This window comes from Streptomyces sp. NPDC059718, assembly GCF_042733315.1.
Taxonomy (GTDB): domain Bacteria; phylum Actinomycetota; class Actinomycetes; order Streptomycetales; family Streptomycetaceae; genus Actinacidiphila.
In genome coordinates this window covers 86,472-103,996 of sequence record NZ_JBHWGA010000027.1, presented here as the reverse complement: position 1 = coordinate 103,996, position 17,525 = coordinate 86,472, and the positions used below count along the sequence as shown (strand labels likewise).

General features: G+C 72.6%; 17 protein-coding genes. 10 read left to right on the top strand and 7 right to left on the bottom strand.

All coding sequences use genetic code 11. The features are described from left to right. Positions 1–97 precede the first annotated feature (97 nt). Both ACFV3E_RS28130 and ACFV3E_RS28125 read left to right on the top strand, forming a co-directional pair. Positions 98–1,114 (top strand): LacI family DNA-binding transcriptional regulator, encoded by a 1,017-nt coding sequence (locus ACFV3E_RS28130; RefSeq protein WP_500362763.1) that lies wholly within the window; start codon positions 98–100, stop codon positions 1,112–1,114. A 355-nt stretch (positions 1,115–1,469) separates the two neighbouring features. Beyond that, the gene (locus ACFV3E_RS28125) at positions 1,470–2,549 is read left to right on the top strand and encodes a sensor histidine kinase (protein ID WP_500537218.1); all 1,080 of its coding nucleotides are present in this window, start codon (positions 1,470–1,472) and stop codon (positions 2,547–2,549) included. A 10-nt stretch (positions 2,550–2,559) separates the two neighbouring features. Here ACFV3E_RS28125 and ACFV3E_RS28120 read toward each other — a convergent pair whose 3' ends face one another. Continuing rightward, positions 2,560–2,982: a transposase gene (locus ACFV3E_RS28120; RefSeq protein WP_500537191.1), complete on the bottom strand. Its 423-nt coding sequence runs from the start codon at positions 2,980–2,982 to the stop codon at positions 2,560–2,562. A gap of 120 nt (positions 2,983–3,102) precedes the next feature. Between ACFV3E_RS28120 and ACFV3E_RS28115 the strand changes: the two genes are divergently transcribed. Continuing rightward, positions 3,103–3,864, top strand: coding sequence for an SDR family NAD(P)-dependent oxidoreductase (locus ACFV3E_RS28115; protein WP_500537190.1), 762 nt, complete (start codon positions 3,103–3,105; stop codon positions 3,862–3,864). A 19-nt stretch (positions 3,865–3,883) separates the two neighbouring features. Here ACFV3E_RS28115 and ACFV3E_RS28110 read toward each other — a convergent pair whose 3' ends face one another. Together ACFV3E_RS28110 and ACFV3E_RS28105 are read right to left on the bottom strand one after the other, a co-directional pair. Then, complete coding sequence (locus tag ACFV3E_RS28110; protein ID WP_500537189.1) at positions 3,884–4,465, bottom strand: TetR/AcrR family transcriptional regulator; 582 nt, start codon at positions 4,463–4,465, stop codon at positions 3,884–3,886. 264 nt (positions 4,466–4,729) lie between these two features. Next, the gene (locus ACFV3E_RS28105) at positions 4,730–5,440 is read right to left on the bottom strand and encodes a hypothetical protein (protein WP_500537188.1); all 711 of its coding nucleotides are present in this window, start codon (positions 5,438–5,440) and stop codon (positions 4,730–4,732) included. Between the two features lie 480 nt (positions 5,441–5,920). Between ACFV3E_RS28105 and ACFV3E_RS28100 the strand changes: the two genes are divergently transcribed. The 4 genes from ACFV3E_RS28100 (at position 5,921) to ACFV3E_RS28085 (ending at position 9,638) form a co-directional block, all read left to right on the top strand. Continuing rightward, positions 5,921–6,490, top strand: a complete 570-nt coding sequence (locus ACFV3E_RS28100; protein ID WP_500537187.1) for a TetR/AcrR family transcriptional regulator — start codon at positions 5,921–5,923, stop codon at positions 6,488–6,490. 76 nt (positions 6,491–6,566) lie between these two features. Continuing rightward, positions 6,567–7,745: a GDSL-type esterase/lipase family protein gene (locus ACFV3E_RS28095; RefSeq protein ID WP_500537186.1), complete on the top strand. Its 1,179-nt coding sequence runs from the start codon at positions 6,567–6,569 to the stop codon at positions 7,743–7,745. A 190-nt stretch (positions 7,746–7,935) separates the two neighbouring features. After that, on the top strand, positions 7,936–8,367 hold the full coding sequence (locus tag ACFV3E_RS28090; protein ID WP_500537217.1) for a hypothetical protein: 432 nt from the start codon (positions 7,936–7,938) through the stop codon (positions 8,365–8,367). A 68-nt stretch (positions 8,368–8,435) separates the two neighbouring features. Next, positions 8,436–9,638, top strand: a complete 1,203-nt coding sequence (locus ACFV3E_RS28085; protein ID WP_500537185.1) for a cytochrome P450 — start codon at positions 8,436–8,438, stop codon at positions 9,636–9,638. Here the strand turns inward: ACFV3E_RS28085 and ACFV3E_RS28080 are convergent. Beyond that, positions 9,604–9,855, bottom strand: coding sequence for a hypothetical protein (locus ACFV3E_RS28080; RefSeq protein WP_500537184.1), 252 nt, complete (start codon positions 9,853–9,855; stop codon positions 9,604–9,606). The two genes, ACFV3E_RS28085 and ACFV3E_RS28080, sit on opposite strands and share 35 nt — an antisense overlap. A gap of 25 nt (positions 9,856–9,880) precedes the next feature. Here ACFV3E_RS28080 and ACFV3E_RS28075 point away from each other — a divergent pair, with 25 nt between their 5' ends. After that, entirely contained in the window at positions 9,881–11,077 is a 1,197-nt protein-coding gene (locus ACFV3E_RS28075; protein ID WP_500537183.1) for an RNA-guided endonuclease InsQ/TnpB family protein, read from the top strand. Positions 11,078–11,625: 548 nt separating this feature from the next. Here the strand turns inward: ACFV3E_RS28075 and ACFV3E_RS28070 are convergent. Continuing rightward, positions 11,626–12,942, bottom strand: coding sequence for an MFS transporter (locus tag ACFV3E_RS28070; RefSeq protein ID WP_500537182.1), 1,317 nt, complete (start codon positions 12,940–12,942; stop codon positions 11,626–11,628). 84 nt (positions 12,943–13,026) lie between these two features. Between ACFV3E_RS28070 and ACFV3E_RS28065 the strand changes: the two genes are divergently transcribed. After that, a complete protein-coding gene (locus ACFV3E_RS28065; RefSeq protein WP_500537181.1) occupies positions 13,027–13,374 on the top strand; it encodes an ArsR/SmtB family transcription factor in 348 nt (115 codons plus the stop codon). Positions 13,375–13,383: 9 nt separating this feature from the next. Here the strand turns inward: ACFV3E_RS28065 and ACFV3E_RS28060 are convergent, their stop codons facing one another. Both ACFV3E_RS28060 and ACFV3E_RS28055 read right to left on the bottom strand, forming a co-directional pair. After that, positions 13,384–15,273, bottom strand: a complete 1,890-nt coding sequence (locus ACFV3E_RS28060) for an FHA domain-containing protein (protein WP_500537180.1) — start codon at positions 15,271–15,273, stop codon at positions 13,384–13,386. A 204-nt stretch (positions 15,274–15,477) separates the two neighbouring features. Beyond that, a complete protein-coding gene (locus ACFV3E_RS28055) occupies positions 15,478–16,332 on the bottom strand; it encodes an EamA family transporter (protein WP_500537216.1) in 855 nt (284 codons plus the stop codon). Between the two features lie 154 nt (positions 16,333–16,486). Between ACFV3E_RS28055 and ACFV3E_RS28050 the strand changes: the two genes are divergently transcribed. Then, a complete protein-coding gene (locus tag ACFV3E_RS28050) occupies positions 16,487–17,377 on the top strand; it encodes a LysR family transcriptional regulator (protein ID WP_500537179.1) in 891 nt (296 codons plus the stop codon). Positions 17,378–17,525: the final 148 nt, after the last annotated feature.

Here is a 17,525-nt window from a genome sequence, read left to right as displayed (position 1 = left end):
CCGGGCCCCGCCGGGGGCCCCCCCCCCCCAAATTGCGCGGCGGGGGGCGGGGGGCCGGCGGCCCCCCCGGCCCCCGGCCCAACCCGGAGGGAGCGCCGTGGGCGTCAGCCTCAAGGACGTCGCGCAGCGCGCGGGAGTGTCCATCAAGACCGTCTCGAACGTCGTGAACGGCTACCCGCACGTCACACCCGCGATGCGCGCGCGGGTCCAGCAGGCGATCGACGAACTGGGCTACCGGCCCAACCTCACCGCCCGGCACCTGCGCAAGGGCCGCACCGGCATCATCGCGCTGGCCCTGCCCGAGCTCGGCAACCCGTACTTCGCCGAGCTGGCCGGCGCCGTCATCGACGCCGCCGCACGCCACGACTACACCGTGCTGCTCGACCACACGGCGGGCGAGCGGCGCAAGGAGATCCTGGTGACCCAGGGCTTCCGCACCCATGTGATCGACGGACTGATCCTCTCGCCGATCGAACTGGAGGCGTCGGACCTGCTCGCCCGTGACGACAGTTCACCCCTGGTGCTCCTCGGGGAGCGCGAGTACGACGCCCCGTACGACCACATCGTGATCGACAACGTGGCCGCGGCGCGCAGCGCGGTGCGGCACCTGGCGGGGACGGGACGCCGGCGGATCGCCTTCATCGGCGCCCGCAGCGAGGTCGCCCGGCAGCCAGCGCACCTGAGACTGCGCGGCTGGCGCGAGGAGCTGGCCGCCTGCGGGCTCCCGCACGGCGACGACCTCGTCGCGACCGCCTCCGGGTACGGCCGCGCCGACGGCGCCCAGGCCATGGCCGACCTGCTGGACCGCGGGTCGCTGCCGGACGCGGTCTTCGCCTACAACGACCTCCAGGCCATCGGGGCCCTGCGGGTGCTCGTCACCCGGGGCCTGCGCGTGCCGGAGGACGTCGCGCTCGTGGGCTTCGACGACATCGAGGAAGGACGCTACGGCACGATCACCCTGACCACGATCTCGCCGGACAAGAAGGCCATCGCCCGCCAGGCCGTCGACTGCCTCGTGCAGCGCCTGACCGGCGCGCCGGACGCCCCGCCGCGCCGCGTGCGCCCCGGCTTCGACCTGGTCGTCCGCGAGTCCACCCTGGGCCGCGGTCACTGACCGGCCGTGCGCGCCGAGCGGGCCGGCTCGGCACCGTACTGCCCGGCGCCGAAGTGCAGTTCCGGCGGGGGCCGCGTGAACGGCCCCCGCCGGGCGGTCCACTCCACGACGGCGCCGCTGCGGCGTACGCGGACCGACAGGTGACCGCGGCAGCCGCCGGTGCACTCGGGTTCCCCCCGCTCGACGCGGCGGCCTTCGACGGTGGCGGCCGGCGGGCCCGGCCGGCCCGGCGGCAGCGCCCACACCGCGAACGGCCCGGGGGCATACGTCGGCGATACACGCTGCTGCCTAGGCTCCGGGTATGCACGTACCGACCGTCGAGGACGAGCCCCGCCTGGCCGGAGCGCCGGCGCTCGTGAAGAGACGCCCAGGGCTCAGCGCCCGGCTGAAGCTCACCCTCAGCTACGCCGGGTTCCTCGCCGTCGCCGGCGCGCTCCTGCTGGCCGTGGTGTGGGGGTTCCTGCTGCGCTACGTGCCCGACAACTCCCAGGGCCTTCTCGGGGTCTCTCCCAACCGCTACCTCCTTGTGCACACCTTCGCCCCCGCCGCGGCCGTCGCGATGGCCTTCCTGCTCTTGTTCGGCCTGCTGGGGGGATGGCTCCTCGCCGGCCGGATGCTCGCACCCCTCACTCGGGTCACGGATGCGGCACGGATGGCCGGGAACGGGTCACTGTCCCACCGGATCCGCATGACGGGCCGCCAGGACGAATTCCGCGAACTCTCCGACGCGTTCGACGCGATGCTGGAACAACTCGAGTCCCACGTCGCCGAGCAGCAGAGGTTCGCCGCGAACGCCTCCCACGAACTGCGCACCCCGCTGGCGATCTCGCGCACGCTCCTCGACGTCGCCCGCAAGGACCCCGCACAGGACCGGGGCGAACTCGTCGAACGCCTCCACGCCGTCAACACGCGGGCGATCGACCTCACCGAGGCCCTCCTGCTCCTCAGCCGCAGCGACCGGGGGAACTTCACCCGCGAGAGCGTCGACCTCTCCCTCGTCGCCGAAGAAGCCGCCGAAACGCTGCTGCCCCTCGCCGAACAGCGCCGGATCACCCTCGACGTCTCCGGTGGGGCCGCCCGGACCAGCGGCTCCGCGGAGCTCCTGCTGCGGGTGGTGACGAACCTCGTCCAGAACGCCATCGTCCACAACCATCCCGCCGGCGGCACCGTGACGGTCCACACCGAGACACACGGCGACACGAGCGTGCTGCGGGTGAAGAACACCGGCCATCCGCTCCCCCCGGAACTGGTACCGACCCTCACCGAACCCTTCCGGCGCGGAACGGAACGCGTACGCACCGACGAGCACGCCGGCGTCGGCCTCGGCCTGGCCATCGTGCAGAGCATCGTCCGCGCCCACGACGGGACCCTCGACCTGGCCCCCCGCCCCGCCGGAGGTCTCCTCGTCACGATTCGGCTTCCCGGCACGCCGTAGGGCCCGGCGGTCAGACCCTCCCGGCGTCCTGGCCCGTGATCGTCCGGCTCGGCGAGGACACCGCCGGGCGGCTCCTTCCGGCGCTCCCCCTCCTCCTCGCCCTGGCGGCGCGCTGATGCGCCCGGCGGACGGCGGAGTCGGCGTCGAGGTCCCACGTGATCAGCTCCCTCGCCTCCGCCCGCTCCTGGAGCTGGGTGAAGATCCGCTGCCACGTCCCGTCCCGCTGCCAGCGGTGGAACAGGTCGTACACCCGGGCCCACGATCCGTACTGCCCGGGCACGTCCCGCCAGGGGACCCCGGTGCGGACCCGGAACCGTATGCCGTCGATCAATTGCCGCCGGGTCCATATCGGCGGCCGACCGACCTTCTTGCCCTTCGGCAGCAACGGCTCCAGCACAGCCCACTGCTCGTCCGTCAGATCTCCACGCGCCACGAACCAAGATCATCTCACATTTTTTCTTTACCAACCGTTCGTTCCAGATTGTGTTAGCCTCCGATGACAGGCGGGACCGAGCCCGCGGAAGCCCCCTCGACACACACGCATGGAGCACACATGTCCCACCGTCTGGAATCCAAGGTCGTCATCGTCACCGGAGGGACGTCGGGGATGGGCGCCGCCTTCGCCCGCCGCGCCGCGTCCGAGGGCGCGACCGTCGTGATCGGCGCGCGGGACAAGGCCCGCGGCGAGGCGACCGTCGCCGGGATCGAGGCCGAGGGCGGCCGCGCGTTCTTCCTGCCGACGGACGTCACCGCCGAGGACGGGGTCGCCCGTCTCGTCGACTACGCGGTGACCGAATTCGGCGGCCTGCACGGGGCGTTCAACAACGCCGGCGGCGGCGACAACCAGCGCACCTTCGGCACCACCGACGCCGCCTTCTGGCACCACATGATCGCCACCAACCTGACCAGCGTCTTCTACAGCCTGAAGCACGAACTCCCGGCGATCGCCGCCTCGGGCGGCGGATCGATCGTGAACAACGCCTCGACGGCGGCCGTGGTGGGCGACGCGGGCATGCCGGCCTACGTGGCCGCCAAGCACGGCGTGGTGGGCCTGACCCGCTCCGCGGCGCTCGACTCGGCCAAGGCGGGCGTCCGCGTCAACGCGCTGGTCACCGGGCTGATCGACACCCCGCTGTGGCGTGCCGCCGTCCAGACGTACCCCGGGATCGAGGACCGGTTCCTGGAGCGGATCCCCGCCGGACGGGCGGGCGCGGAGGCGGACGTGGCCGCCTTCGCCGCCTTCCTGCTCAGCGACGAGAGCAGCTTCGTCAACGGCGCCGCGCTCGCGATCGACGGCGGCTTCACCGCGCAGTGAGCGGCCCGGCGGGCCCGGGTCAGCCGAGGGCGTCCAGGGCGGCGTCGACGACGGCCGTCAGCGCCTCCCGGTCGGGGTTGACGGCCCCCATGACCCGCAGGCCGTGCATCGTGACGACGAGGTACCGGGCGAGGTCCCGCGCGTCACGCTTGCCGGACACCTGGCCGTCCGCCTGGGCCTCCGCGACGACCTGGGCCAGCGCGTCCTCCAGCAGCGCGGTCGTCGACTCCACGTGCGCGGCGACCCGCGGATCGTGCGCGACGCGCTCCATGGCCGCACCGACGATCAGACAGGCCCGCCGGCTGCCGTCGCGCGCGATCTCGTCGACCGCCGCGACCAGGACCTCGCGCAGCAGCTCCCGGCCGGGCGCGCCGGCCCGGAGGGCCTCGACCAGGGGCAGGGCGTACTGCTCCCGGTAGCGGTCCATGGCCGCCAGGTACAGCCCCTCCTTGCTGCCGAAGGCCGCGTACAGCGAACCGCGCCCCACACCGGTGGCGTCGACCAGGTCCTGCACCGACGTGCCCTCGTAGCCCTTGCTGCGGAAGGCGTTCATCGCGGCCTCCACGGCCCTGCCGGTGTCGAACTCCCTCACGCGTGCCATGCGCCGGAGTGTACGCCTATCAGGAACGAACGGTCCAGTTTCTACCCGGGTCACGCCGGCCGCCGGAACGCCGGGGCCGGGACCGTGGACGAACTCGCCGACGCCCTCGTCCTTCACGCCGAGCAGTCCGCCACCCGCGGTGACGACACCGCCCTGCTGCTCATCCAGGCGCGGCGGAAGGGCGGTTGACGCCGCCCGGGGCATCACCGGCCGGCTCGCTCCGGCGATGCCCCGGGTCCCTCCCGGCGGGAGGAGTGACGGCCTTCAGCCGACGCGACGGGCCCTGACGCCGTCGGCCTCGAAGTCGTAGACGTACCGGTTGATCCGCAGGCCGTCGACCGCGCCGACCCAGATGTGGTCGCGGCCCTTGCCGACGGCGACGGTGTAGATGGTCGCCTGCGGGAGCGCGTTCTTCAGCGTCGTGAAGTTGCACGGAAGGGCCTGGGTGCAGGCGCCCTGCATCTCGCCGCCCGAGAGGAACCACTCGCCGGTCGTGGCGGCGTTCAGGTATCCGCTCCACTGGTTCGTCGGTGAGACCGCGGGCGGGAGCCACACCAGGGTGGTGTAGGTGTCGGTGGGCGTCAGCCTCGGATTGATCTCGATCCTGATGCTCGGCAGGTTCCGTGTGCCGCCGTAGCCGACGTTCTCCTCGGTCTGGAAGACGTGGAACCCGAGCGCGGTCAGGTCCCGGACCCGGCTGCCGTAGAAGTCGACCTCGTTGCCGAAGTCGACCTTCTCGCTGGGGGAAACCTCGATTCCGAGGCTGCCGTTGCCGTAGGGCGGCCTGGAGAGGGATCCCGTCGCACCGTACGCGTACGGGCCGTCCCTGAGGTCGGCGACGGGGGAACCGATCGTGTTGCGGGCGATGACGCCCCAGTGGCCGGAGTCTATGGAGCCTCCGGAGTATCCGTCCGCGACGGCGGACACCGATCCCGTGAGGGCCGAGGTGACGATCGTGGCGAGTGCAACGGCCACGAGCGTCCTTCCCCGGCTCAAGCCAAGACGAGCCTTCACAACCCATTCCTTCCGGGTAGCCGAAGGGTCCGGTGCGCCGCCCGTGCCGGTGCGCCGCGCGGCGTGTGGCAGCGCGGCACGACACGGCGGCGGCCGAGTCGTGACCCTTCGCGTTTCAGCAGAACTTGGTGAGTGGTGGTGGATTGCGGGGGATGCGTTCGAGGTCACTGCCTCCCGTACGACAGGGGTCGCTCCCGGGGGAGTTGACATCGACGTCGTGGGCGAGGCGGACGGTCATGCGACGGCCGGAGCCGTCCACGAGTCCCCTGGTCCCAGCCGAACCCGAAATGCACATGACGACCGTTACATGCGGTGACGTGGGACGCATCCCGGGTGGGCCGTTCGTAGCGGAGCGTGCACGCCTCAGGTCCCGGCGCTAGGCGTTTGCCTAATGACTTTAGGTATGCGCATAATCGCTTACGGAGGAAGGGAGGGCACACCGTGCCACGCGTAGGACTCACCGCGGAACGCCTGACCCGGGCGGGGGCGGAACTCGCCGACGAGGTCGGCTTCGCCCAGGTGACCGTCTCGGCGCTCGCCGAGCGGTTCGGCGTCAAGGTCGCGAGCCTGTACTCGCACGTCAGGAACTCGCAGGACCTGAAGACCAGGATCGCCCTGCTCGCCCTGGAGGAACTCGCCGACCGGGCGGCCGAGGCCCTCGCCGGCCGCGCGGGCAAGGACGCCCTGGTCGCCTTCGCGAACGTGTACCGCGCGTACGCCCGGGAGCACCCCGGCCGCTACGCGGCGGCGCAGCTGAGGCTCGACCCGCAGACGGCGGCCGCCAGCGCCGGCGTCCGGCACGCCCAGATGACACGGGCCATCCTGCGGGGCTACGACCTCCCGGAACCGGACCAGACGCACGCCGTCCGTCTCCTGGGCAGCGTCTTCCACGGCTACGTGAGCCTCGAACTGGCGGGGGGCTTCGACCACACACCCGTCACCGCGCAGGAATCGTGGTCGTGGGCCTTGGACTCCCTGGACGCCCTGCTGCGCGAGCGGTCGACGTCCTGAGGGCGCACGCCCCGGCACCTCCCACCCAACGGACGGGCACCCAGCCCACGGACAGCCACTGGACAGGCAACGCACCATGCACACGGACCGGAACCTGATCACCACCCCCGTCACCGAGGAACTGCTGCGCGGCGCCCTCGACGTGGAGCGCACCCGCCACGGGCTGCTCCCGCACCGCCTGCCCGCCGCGGCGCGCCGGCAGATCCCCGACGAGCAACTGGCCGTGGCGGAGGCCCAGCCGTCCGGCGTGCGGCTCGCGTTCCGCACCCGGGCCACCACGGTCGAACTGGACACGCTGCCCACCAAGCGGGTCTACCGGGGCTTCCCGGCCCCGCCGGACGGCGTGTACGACCTGCTGGCCGACGGCCGTCTCACCGCCCAGGCCACCGTGGCCGGCGGCAACGTCCGCGAGATCGTCGACATGGTCACCCAGGCCGCCGAGCTGCGGGAGGGGCCGCCCGGCACCGCCCGGTTCGGCGAACTGCCCCCAGGGGACAAGGACGTCGAGATCTGGCTCCCGCACTCGGAGATCACCGAGCTGATCGCCCTGCGCACCGACGCCCCCGTCGAGCCGTCAGCGCCGCGGGGCCGCAAGGTGTGGCTGCACCACGGCAGTTCCATCAGCCACGGCTCCAACGCCGCGCATCCGACGGCCATCTGGCCCGCGCTGGCAGCCGCCGAGGGCGGAGTGGAGCTGGTCAACCTCGGGTTCAGCGGCAGCGCGCTGCTCGACCCCTTCACCGCCCGTGCGATGCGCGACACTCCGGCGGACCTGCTCAGCCTCAAGATCGGCATCAACATCGTCAACACCGACGCGATGCGCCTGCGCGCCTTCACCCCGGCGGTGCACGGCTTCCTCGACATCGTCCGCGAGGGCCATCCCACGGCACCGCTGCTGGTCGTCTCCCCCGTCCTGTGCCCCGTCCAGGAGGACACCCCGGGCCCGCTCGCCCCGGACTTCGAGGGCGGCAGGCTGCGCTTCAAGGCCACCGGCGACCCGGCGGAACGCGCCGCGGGCCGGCTGACCCTCAACGTCATCCGCGAGGAGCTGGCCCGGATCGTCGCACAGCGGGCGGCCGACGACCCCCACCTGCACTACCTCGACGGGCGCGAGCTCTACGGTGCGGCCGACTACGCCGAACTGCCGCTGCCCGACGAGGTCCACCCCGATCCCGCGGGACACCGGCGCATCGGCCGGAACTTCGCCCGGCTGGTGTTCGCGGGCACCGGCCCCTTCGCCTCGGCGGGTCGCTGACCCGCAGCCGCGGGTCAGCGGCTCCGTTCATCGGCTTGTCGCATCACGGCATGAGATCCATCGATTTGCTTCACCTCATGCACGGATCCACCATGGCAGCGCTACCTCAGGTCGCCCCCGCAGAAGTCCGGCAGGCAGTACGGCATGTCGCGCGGAAGACGGCGAACACCGGAAAGGTGGAGACATGACCATGGACGCCGTGTGGGTCCGTGGCGTGAACGGCCTTCAGATGCACCACGTCACCGACCTCCAGGACGCCGGCAGGTTCCTGGGCAACGCAGCCATGGCCCTGCGGGCCGCCCACGTGCGGACCGGCGCAGAGCACTACGAGGGCCTCGCCGCCGAGCTCAAGGCCCTGGTCACCCGGGTACGGGAACTGGAGGACCAGGCCCGCTCCGCGATGCACGAGCTGCACGAGACCGACCCGGACCGCTTCGTCCGCTGCCGCGAGGGCCACGAGCCCTGGCCCGGCGAGATCCAGGCCGGGTTCATCCCCCGCCACACCTGCCGCGACGAGTGCCTCCACCACGACCGCGGCGTGCTCGAGGCGATCATCCAGTGCACCTGCGGCAGGCCGCCCTGCCAGGCCTGCGAGATCGACGGCCGCCTCCCCGCCCGTTGATCCCCGCCCGGATCACCTCTCGGCGGCCACCGCGCCGCGACCGCGCGCAGCCGAGGAAAGGACTCCCGATGCACAAGCCCCCGGAGCGGAGCGGGCTCGACCCGGCCGGCCACCGTCTCCACGAAGACACCGCACACCTCCTGGCGGCGGGCCCCGCCACCCCCGTCGAACTGCCCGGAGGCGTCCTCGCCTGGTCGGTCACCCGCTACGACGTACTGCGGCGGCTCGCCGACGACCCCCGGGTCTCCCGCGACGCGAGGCAGCACTGGCCCGGCCTCGGCGACCTGCCCCCGGACTGGCCGTTGTCGCCCTTCCTCGTCTCGCCGACGGTGCTGAACGCCCACGGTCCCGACCACCGCCGGCTGCGCGCCGTCATGGAGCGTGCGTTCACCCCCGGGCGGACGGCCGCCCTGGGGGCGAACCTGCGGCACAGGACGGAGGCCTACCTGGAGGCACTCGGCACGCCGGGCTCCGGGCGGGTCGTCGACGTCCGCGCCCGGTACGCCCGGGTCGTCGCGTGCGAGACGCTGTGCGACCTGTTCGGCGTACCGGAGGACCGCTGGGAGCAGGCCGTCCGGGCGATGCGCGCACTGCTGGAACCGCCCTCCGACCCCGGGGCCGCGGCCTCCGGCGCGGACGAGTCGATGGCCTTCTGGGCCGCGCTGCTCGCCGAGAAGGCACACCTGCCCGGCGACGACATGACGACGACCCTGGTCGAGGCCCCGGACATGACCGACGAGGAACGGCTCCTGGCCCTCGTCGTCACCGTCGCCGGGGGCGTCCCCTCGGCCACCGACCTGATCACCAACGCCGTCATCGGCCTGCTGCGCCACCCGGCGCAGCTGAGGGACGTCCTCGGCGGCGCCGTGCCGTGGCAGGCGGTCGTCGAGGAGACCCTGCGCGCGGACTCCCCCGTCCGGCACATGCCGCTGCGGTACGCCGTGGAGGACATCGACCTCGGCGCGGGCGTGCTGATCCGCCGCGGCGAGCCGATCGTCATGGGCTTCGGCGCGGGCGGCCGCGACCCGCGCAGGCACCCTGACGACACGGACGCCTTCGACGTCCGGCGGCGCGACAAGGACCACGTCGCCTTCGGCCACGGCGTCCACCGTTGCGTCGGCGAACCGCTGGGACGGCTGGAGGCGGAGGCCGCCCTCCCCGACCTGTTCGAACGCTTCCCCGGCCTGCGGCCGGCGGTGCCCCTGGAGGACCTGCGACCCCTGCCCACCTTCGTCTTCAACGGGAGGACGGAGCTGCCGGTCCGCCTCTAGAGCGCGCCCGCCGCGGTCCCCGGCGCACGCGGGCCCGTGGCGACGGATCCCAGCGCAGGCGGACGCCGGTGAGGCGGGCGATGGCCCGCAGGTGCGGGCCCGTGTTGCCGACGTACCAGATCCGCCGGTCCGCGTGCGGCCACGCGTAGGCCGGGACGCCGTCGTCCAGCAGGGCGGTCAGCCGGGGCCCCAGTCTCAACTCCTCTGACAAAGTCACAAACTGACGCGGTAGCATGTGAACCATGAAGGCCACCCTCGTGAAGCGGGCGTTCAAGTTCCGCTTCTATCCGACCAATGCGCAGGCGGCCGAGCTGTCGCGCACGTTCGGTTGCGTGCGGAAGGTCTACAACCTTGCTCTCGCAGCGCGTACCGAGGCGTGGACGCGGCGGGAGCGGGTGAACTACAACCAGACGTCGGCGATGCTGACAACCTGGAAGCAGACCGAGGAACTGGCGTATCTCAACGACGTCTCCTCCGTTCCGCTTCAACAGGCCCTGCGTCACCTGCAGACGGCGTTCACGAACTTCTTCGCCAAGCGGGCCAAGTACCCGCGCCTGAAGTCGCGGAAGAGGTCGAGGAAGTCGGCGGAATACACCACCAGCGCGTTCCGGTTCCGGGACGGCCGGTTGACGCTGGCGAAGATGGCGCAGCCGCTGGACATCGTGTGGTCCCGGCCGCTGCCCGAAGGCGTGGCTCCGTCCACCGTGACCGTGTCCCAGGATCCGGCCGGCCGCTGGTACGTGTCCCTGCTGTGCGAGGACCCATCCGTCGCGCCGCTGCCCGCGGGCGGCAACGCCGTGGGCGTTGATGTCGGCCTGGACCACCTGCTGACCCTGTCCACAGGAGAGAAGGTCACCAACCCGCGACACGAACGCCACGACCGCGCCCGGCTCGCCCTGGCGCAGCGGCGTCTGGCGAAGAAGGCCAAGGGCGACGGGGCCAACCGCCGCAAGGCCCGGCTCAAGGTCGCCAAGATCCACGCCCGCATCGCCGACCGGCGCCGTGACGGGCTGCACAAGCTGACCACCCGACTCGTTCGTGAAAACCAAACGATCGTGATCGAGGACCTGGCCGTGCGCAACATGGCCAAGAACCGGAGCCTGGCCCGCGCCATCAGCGATGCGTCGTGGGCCGAGTTCCGGAGAATGCTGGAGTACAAGGCCACCTGGTACGGGCGGGAAGTGATCGCGGTCGACCGCTTCTTCCCCTCGTCCAGGCTGTGCTCCGCCTGCGGCACCATGCAAGGCAAGATGCCGCTGCACGTGCGCACATGGACGTGCGACTGCGGCACGACCCACGACCGGGACGTGAACGCAGCGAAGAACCTGCTGGCCGTCGGACTGACGGTGTCAGCCTGTGGAGCCGGTGTAAGACCTCAACGGAGAACTCCGGGCGGGCAGCCGGCGACGAAGCAGGAAACCCTACAGCGCGAGCCGTAGGAACCCCCTCCTTTCAAGGAGGGGAGAAGTCAACATGAAGCGCTCCACCTGCAGTTCGGCGACGTCCAGTTCTTCGTGCTGCAGGTAGCCAGCCACGATGCTGGGGTTGTGTGGGCGGTACCAGCGGCCGGGCTCGGGCGGGCGGATGCACTCCAGCAAGAACTCGACACTGGGCGCCCCGGGGGTGCCGGGAGCTCCCGCGCACGTGCGTGACGCGCGGCAGGGTCGTCACGTACGGGCGCGACCCTTTCAGTAGCGTGTAACGCCGCCTCAGGCACGATGGCCCCTCCGGATCACGACCGTACGGCGGCCTCGCGACTGCGCAGGGGCTGTTCCGGCCGGACGGCCTGTGCCGGGGTCGGTGGAGTGTCCTCCGCGGTGGAAGGGGGTTTCGTGGGAACACCCATCCCCGATCTCGTACGGCTGCGTTCCCGGCGCACGGATGCCAGATCGGACGGGGCGGGCCGGGCTGTTTCCACCATACCCGCGACCGGTGCGCCCGGCGGCCCGTGACCTGCGACGACGGGCCGGGCCGGGCCGCGCCGCGGTCAGACGTCCGCCGGGAACCCGGGCCCGCGGGCCGGACCGGAGGCCGCGGCGGTCGCGGTCAGCGGACGGGTGGCGGCGGCCGCCTCCTCGGCGGGCGGTGCCGGCGCCGGCACCACGACGGGAGGCCTGCGGACGACGGCTCCCGAGACGACCGCCAGCAGGGCGAGCACGACCACCCCGGCCCCGTACACCGTCGCCGTGGAGTGCAGACCGAAGGACGGCACGGCGAGCCCGGCCACTACGGCGGGAACGCTCAGGGCCAGGTAGCTCACGACGTAGACCGAGGCGAACAGTTCCGCCCGCTCGGTGGGCTGGGCCAGTGCCGCCAGGGAGCGGAAGGCACCGAGGAAGGCGGCGCCGAAGCCGAACCCGGCGAGACCGGTGCCGAGGAAGAACAGCGCCGTCGAGGGCCCGGCGAGGGCGAGCAGCGTGAGCCCGGTGCCCACGGCGAGCACCGCCGAGCCGCCGGTCATCATCCGCCGCGGCGTCACGTCGCGCACCACCAGCGAGGCGACGGCCGCCACGCCGAAGAGGGTCGTCACCACCAGGCCGCCGACCAGGTGGCTGCCGATGTGCAGCACCCCGGCGGTCAGGGAGGGGCCGAGGGCGAGGTAGAGACCGCCCATCGCCCAGGTGGCGACGAGGCAGGGCGTCGCCGCCAGGAAGGTCCGGCGGGCCTGGACCGGCACGGCCGCCCGGGGCCGCAGCGAGGCCCAGGCCCCCGGGCGCGGGGAGACGGGATCGGGCAGGAACAGCATCAGCGCCGCCAGCACCACGAACACGGCGGTCAGCACGACGAAGACCAGCCGGGTGGGGGCCGGGGCGTACTGCACCAGCAGACCCGCGCCCAGCGCCCCGCCGGCCAGTCCGGTGGCGGGCGCCACGGTGTTCAGCAGGGAGCCGAGGGGCGAGGTGGGCGACGGCTGCAGGTCGATCAGCCCCGCGCTGATGGCCCCGGCGGCCGCGCCCGTCGCCACGCCCTGCAGGATGCGGGCCAGGAACAGCGGTCCGACGCCGTCCGCGGTGAGGAACACGAGCATGGCCGCGGCCTCGACGACCAGCGCCGCCAGGAGCACCGGCCGCCGGCCGACGTGGTCGGACAGCCCTCCGACGGTGAGCAGCGCCACCAGCAGCGCCAGCACGTAGACCGCGAAGACCGTGGTGAGCACGATCGGCGAGAAGCCCCATTGGTGCTGGTAGACCACGTAGAGCGGGGAGGGCGCACTGGAGGCGGCCAGGAAGGCGAGCAGGGTGGCGGCCAGCAGCCAGAAGCCGACCGGACGCGGCATCCGCCTCGCGGTGCGCTGGGTGTGCATATCGGTACTCCCGAACGGTTCCAAAAATATCGAACCATTCGAGGGTAAGCACACACGCGCCGATTGTTCAACTATTATCGAACCATGACTGGAGCCCCCCGGGAGCTGCCGCACCCCGACGCCGCGGACCTGGTGCTGACCGACGTCCTCTTCGCCCTGAGCGACCCCTCACGGCTGGATCTGGTGCGCCGGCTGGCCGACCGTCCCCTGGAGGGGTCGGCCTGCCAGCCCGTCAACGGGGAGATCCCCAAGTCCACGCTCTCCCACCACCTCAAGACGCTCCGCGAGGCCGGGGTCGTCCGCAACGACCCGCACGGCCGGCAGCGCCTGGTCAGTCTGCGCCGCGAGGACCTGGAGCGCCGCTTCCCCGGGTTGATCACCGCCCTCCTCGACGAGCCGGGCGCCGCACCGCCCGGGCCGATCGAGTTCTGACCGGGCGGCTCAGCCGGCCACCGGGGCGGTGCGCGACGCGGGCCGTGCGTCCCGGTAGAAGATGTCGATGTCGACCTCCTCGCCGCCGACGGTGACGGTGTCCCACGGACCGCTGTCCCGCAGGGTGCGCAGCGTCTCGCTCCCGAGCCTGTCCAGCTGCTCCCGCAGGGTGGTGTCGTCCGGCATCCCGGCGATGCGCGGGGCGAGCCGGTCCCGGATCGCGCGGAGCTGCTCCATGAGGGCGTCGAGGTCGGCCTCGCGGTCCGGCTTCCCGGCGGCGGACTCCTCGATGCTCCGCGCGATCTTGTCCTTGATCGCCTGGCCCACCCCGTTCTCGTCCGTGGTGATCATCGCGTTCCAGGCGCGGCTCTTGTGCCGGTACTGGAGCATCGACATCGCCGCCTCGTGCCGTACGAAGTCCGCGTCGCGCAACGGCCTGCCGCGCCAGGTGCCGCTGAGCGTACGGGCGAGCGAGACGGCCGAGGCCAGGCCGCTGTTCAGGCCGCGCCCGGGCCAGAAGTGGATGGCGTTGGCGGCGTCCCCGAGCAGGAACCCGTACGTCCCCGGGGTGGCCGCGGTCGCCGGGTGGAGGCGCGCCGTGAAACGCGGCCGCTGCACCATGTCCAGCCGGAAGGCGGTGATCGCGGTCAGGTCCTGCTCGTCGACGTCGAAGAGCGTCAGGCCCTCCTTGACGCGCTGCCAGAGCGCCGAACCCTTGATGAGGGCGGGCAGGAAGAACGTGCTGTGGGTGGAGCAGTGGAAGTCCCCGTGGCCGTCGCGGCTCATCACGCAGGGGCGGGAGGCGATGCACTGCTCGAAGACCTGCCGCACGGGGTCGATCCCGACGACCTCCCGCGCCTCGGCGTCGGTCAGACGCATGTTCAGGAAACCCTCCCCGCGCAGGGAGTTGAGGAGGAAGCGATTCTGCGCGACGGTCAGCAGGACCGTCATGGGGTCGGAGAGCCCCGACTTCACGCGCAGGCCCAGCACCACGTCCTGGAGGTGCTCGCCGTCGAGCGAGTAGATGGACGTGTCGGCGGTCCCGAACCTGGCGGCGAAGTGCTCGCGCGTGCGGGACCGGCCGCCCTCGCAGATCGCCAGGACGTGGTCCTGGGCCACCGTTTCCTGCCGCTCCGCCGCGTCGAACCGGGCGGGCACCAGGCGGATGCGGTCGCGCTTGGCGTTGGCGAGGTCCAGCAGCGTGTCCTCGACGTAGGCGATGCGTATGTTGCGCGGGTTGAAACCGCGGATCGAGTCGGGCCCCGCGGGCCACATCTCGGTGTACGTGCCCTCGGTGAACAGCCGGTCCTGCACCTCCTCGGGCAGGTTCAGGTACTGCCGGCTCTGCACCGTCACGACCTGCTGCCGGCGGACGTTGCCCTGGCCCTCGTCCTTCCAGACGACGCGGTCCCCGTCCTGCGCCCAGCGGGCGTCGTAGACGGTGACGGAGACCCGCCGGCCCATCAGGTTCTCCAGCAGGAGCGCGAACGCGAGCCCCACCGGGCCGCCGCCCGCCACCGTCACCTTCAGCACCGGCCCGGGTTCCTCAGGTTCCGCCGGCGGCATCAGCGCCTCCAGCAGGGAGAGGTCCAGGATGGTCTCCATCGCGTCGGCGGCCTCGAAGCCGAAGGTCTCGTCGCCGATGGAGATCTCGTCGCCCGGCTGCAGAACGTGCGACGTCACGCGCTCCCCGTTGACCCGCGTCCCGTTGCTGCTCGCCCGGTCGTAGAGCACGAACCCGTGGCCCTCGCGGCGCACCTCCGCGTGCAGACGGGAGACGCTGACGCTGGCGATCACCACCGTGTTCCCGGCCTTGCGCCCGAACGTCAGGGGCTTGTCGCCGATCCCGAACCTCTCCCCTGCCAACGAGCCTCGACGCCCGACTATCTCAGGAGGCATTGGTCCCTCATCTCCACGTGTCAACGAACCCCGGGGAACGCACGCGCACAGTCCCTGGCTGCCCAACCCGCCCACCATGGGAAACACCCCCGGCACAAGACGGCGCGGAACCACCCCCCGCGCGGCCGTCACCTACGACCACCGGGCCCTGCCACCTCCGTCATCCGTCGGATTGACGGGCCCCGGGAACGCACCCGGCGGCCGTCAGCCGGCGCCGCCGGTGCTCCGTGGCGACCGTGCGACCGGGGCTCCATCCGGCCGCGCGTCCGTGCCGACCGCGACCGCGTTCGCGGCGACGATCACGAACGTGGCGAGCCAGGCGGCCGGGTCGAGGTGCTGGTCGAGGACGACCAGGCCGACGAGCGCGGCAAAGACCGGGTTCACGCTCATGAAGACGCCGAAGAAGTGCGCCGGGACCCGGCGGAGCGCCAGCAGGTCGGACAGGAACGGTACGGCGGAGGAGAGGATCCCGGCGGTCACGGCGCAGGCCAGGGCGGTGAGGGTGGGCGGACGCCACCACAGGGCCAGCGCGCCGGCGGGCAGGTAGGCGGCGCCGGAGACGGCAGCGGCGGCGGCCGGGCCCTGCAGCCCGGGCAGCCGTCCGCCGACGACGCGGTTGAGCACGATGTAGCAGGCCCAGCAGGCCGCGGCGAGCAGCGCGAGCCCGATGCCCGGGTAGTCGGTGGAGGGCTGGGGGCGGGTCAGGACGACCACGGCGGCCGCGACGGCCAGCGCGCACAGCACGTGCGTGCGGCGGCGCGAGCCGATCAGGGCCACGGCCAGCGGCCCGAGGAACTCCAGGGTGACGGCGAGCCCCAGGCCGATGCGGTCGACGGCGGTGTAGAGGGAGAGGTTCATCGCCGCGAACACCACCGCCAGGGCGAGGACCGGGCGCCACTGCGCGGCGGTGAAGGCCCGCATCCGGGGCCGGCCCGCCCCGCACAGCACCGCCGCGGCCACCCACTGGCGGACCGCCACCACGCCCAGTGGCCCGATCACGGGGAAGGCCAGGGCGGCGACGGAGGCGCCGACCTGGTTGGACAGGCCGCTGCCCAGCATCAGCGCCACTCCGCCGAAGCGTCCCGCGGCCCCGGCCCCCGCCGCGGCGGCCGGCGCGACGTCGCCGGAGGTCTCCATCGTCATGCGGGCCACTGTCCCGCCGCGGGTGGCCATACGCGAAATGCATACGACGCACCATCGATACGCTGGACGCATGGACGAGCACCGTGGAGGAGCGGCCGCACTCGAGCTCCGGCACCTGCGCTGCCTGGTCGCCATCCTCGACGCGGGCAGCTTCACCGACGCCGCCATCGACCTCGGGATCTCCCAGGCGGCGGTCTCCCGCAACCTGCTGGCGCTGGAGCGCGTCCTCGGGGTGCGACTGCTGCACCGCACCAGCCGCGCGGTCGCCCCGACCACCGCGGGCGTGCAGGTCCTCGCCCGCGCCCGGGTCCTGTTGGGCGGTGTCGACGAGCTCGTCAGGGAGGCCACGATCGGTCACACCCGCCTGCACATCGGCCACGCCTGGTCCGCCTTCGGCCGCCGCACCACCGAGTTCCAGCGCGTCTGGCGCGACCGCCACCCCGGCGTGGAGCTCCAGCTCATCCGCCACAACACCCCCACCGCCGGTCTTGCCGAGGGCCTCTGCGACCTCGCGGTCGTCCGCGCCCCCATCGACCTGGACCGCTGGTCCCACGCGCTCGTCGGTCACGAACCGCGCTACGTGGCCCTCGCCGCGGACGACCCTTGGGCGCGACGGCGCAGCGTCCGGCTCGCCGAGATCGCCGCCCGCACGCTGGTCGTCGACCGGCGGACCGGCACGACCAGCCCCGACCTGTGGCCCGAGGACGACCGGCCGGCCGTCGAGTACACCCACGACATCGACGACTGGCTCGCCGCGATCGCCACCGGCCGCCGCGTCGGGGTCACCCCGCGCTCCACCTCCGCCCAGTACCGCCGCGACGGCATCGTGTACCGCCCGCTGCGGGACGCCGCCCCCGTCGCCGTGCACCTCATCTGGCGTCGCCACGACCCGCACCCGGCCACCCACGCGGCCGTCGCGCTGGCCATGGAGTTGTACCGGGCCGACGACCGCCGGGCCTAGCCGGGGCCGCGGGCCCCACAACCTGTGGCCAGGGGTCGTGCCGCGTCATCCGTTCGGAGCATCGGGGCGGCGGGGCCGCGGCCCTCGTCGCGACCTCGCGGCGGCGGCGTGAGCAGGAGTGGGACGGGCGGCGGCGGTTCACTCGATT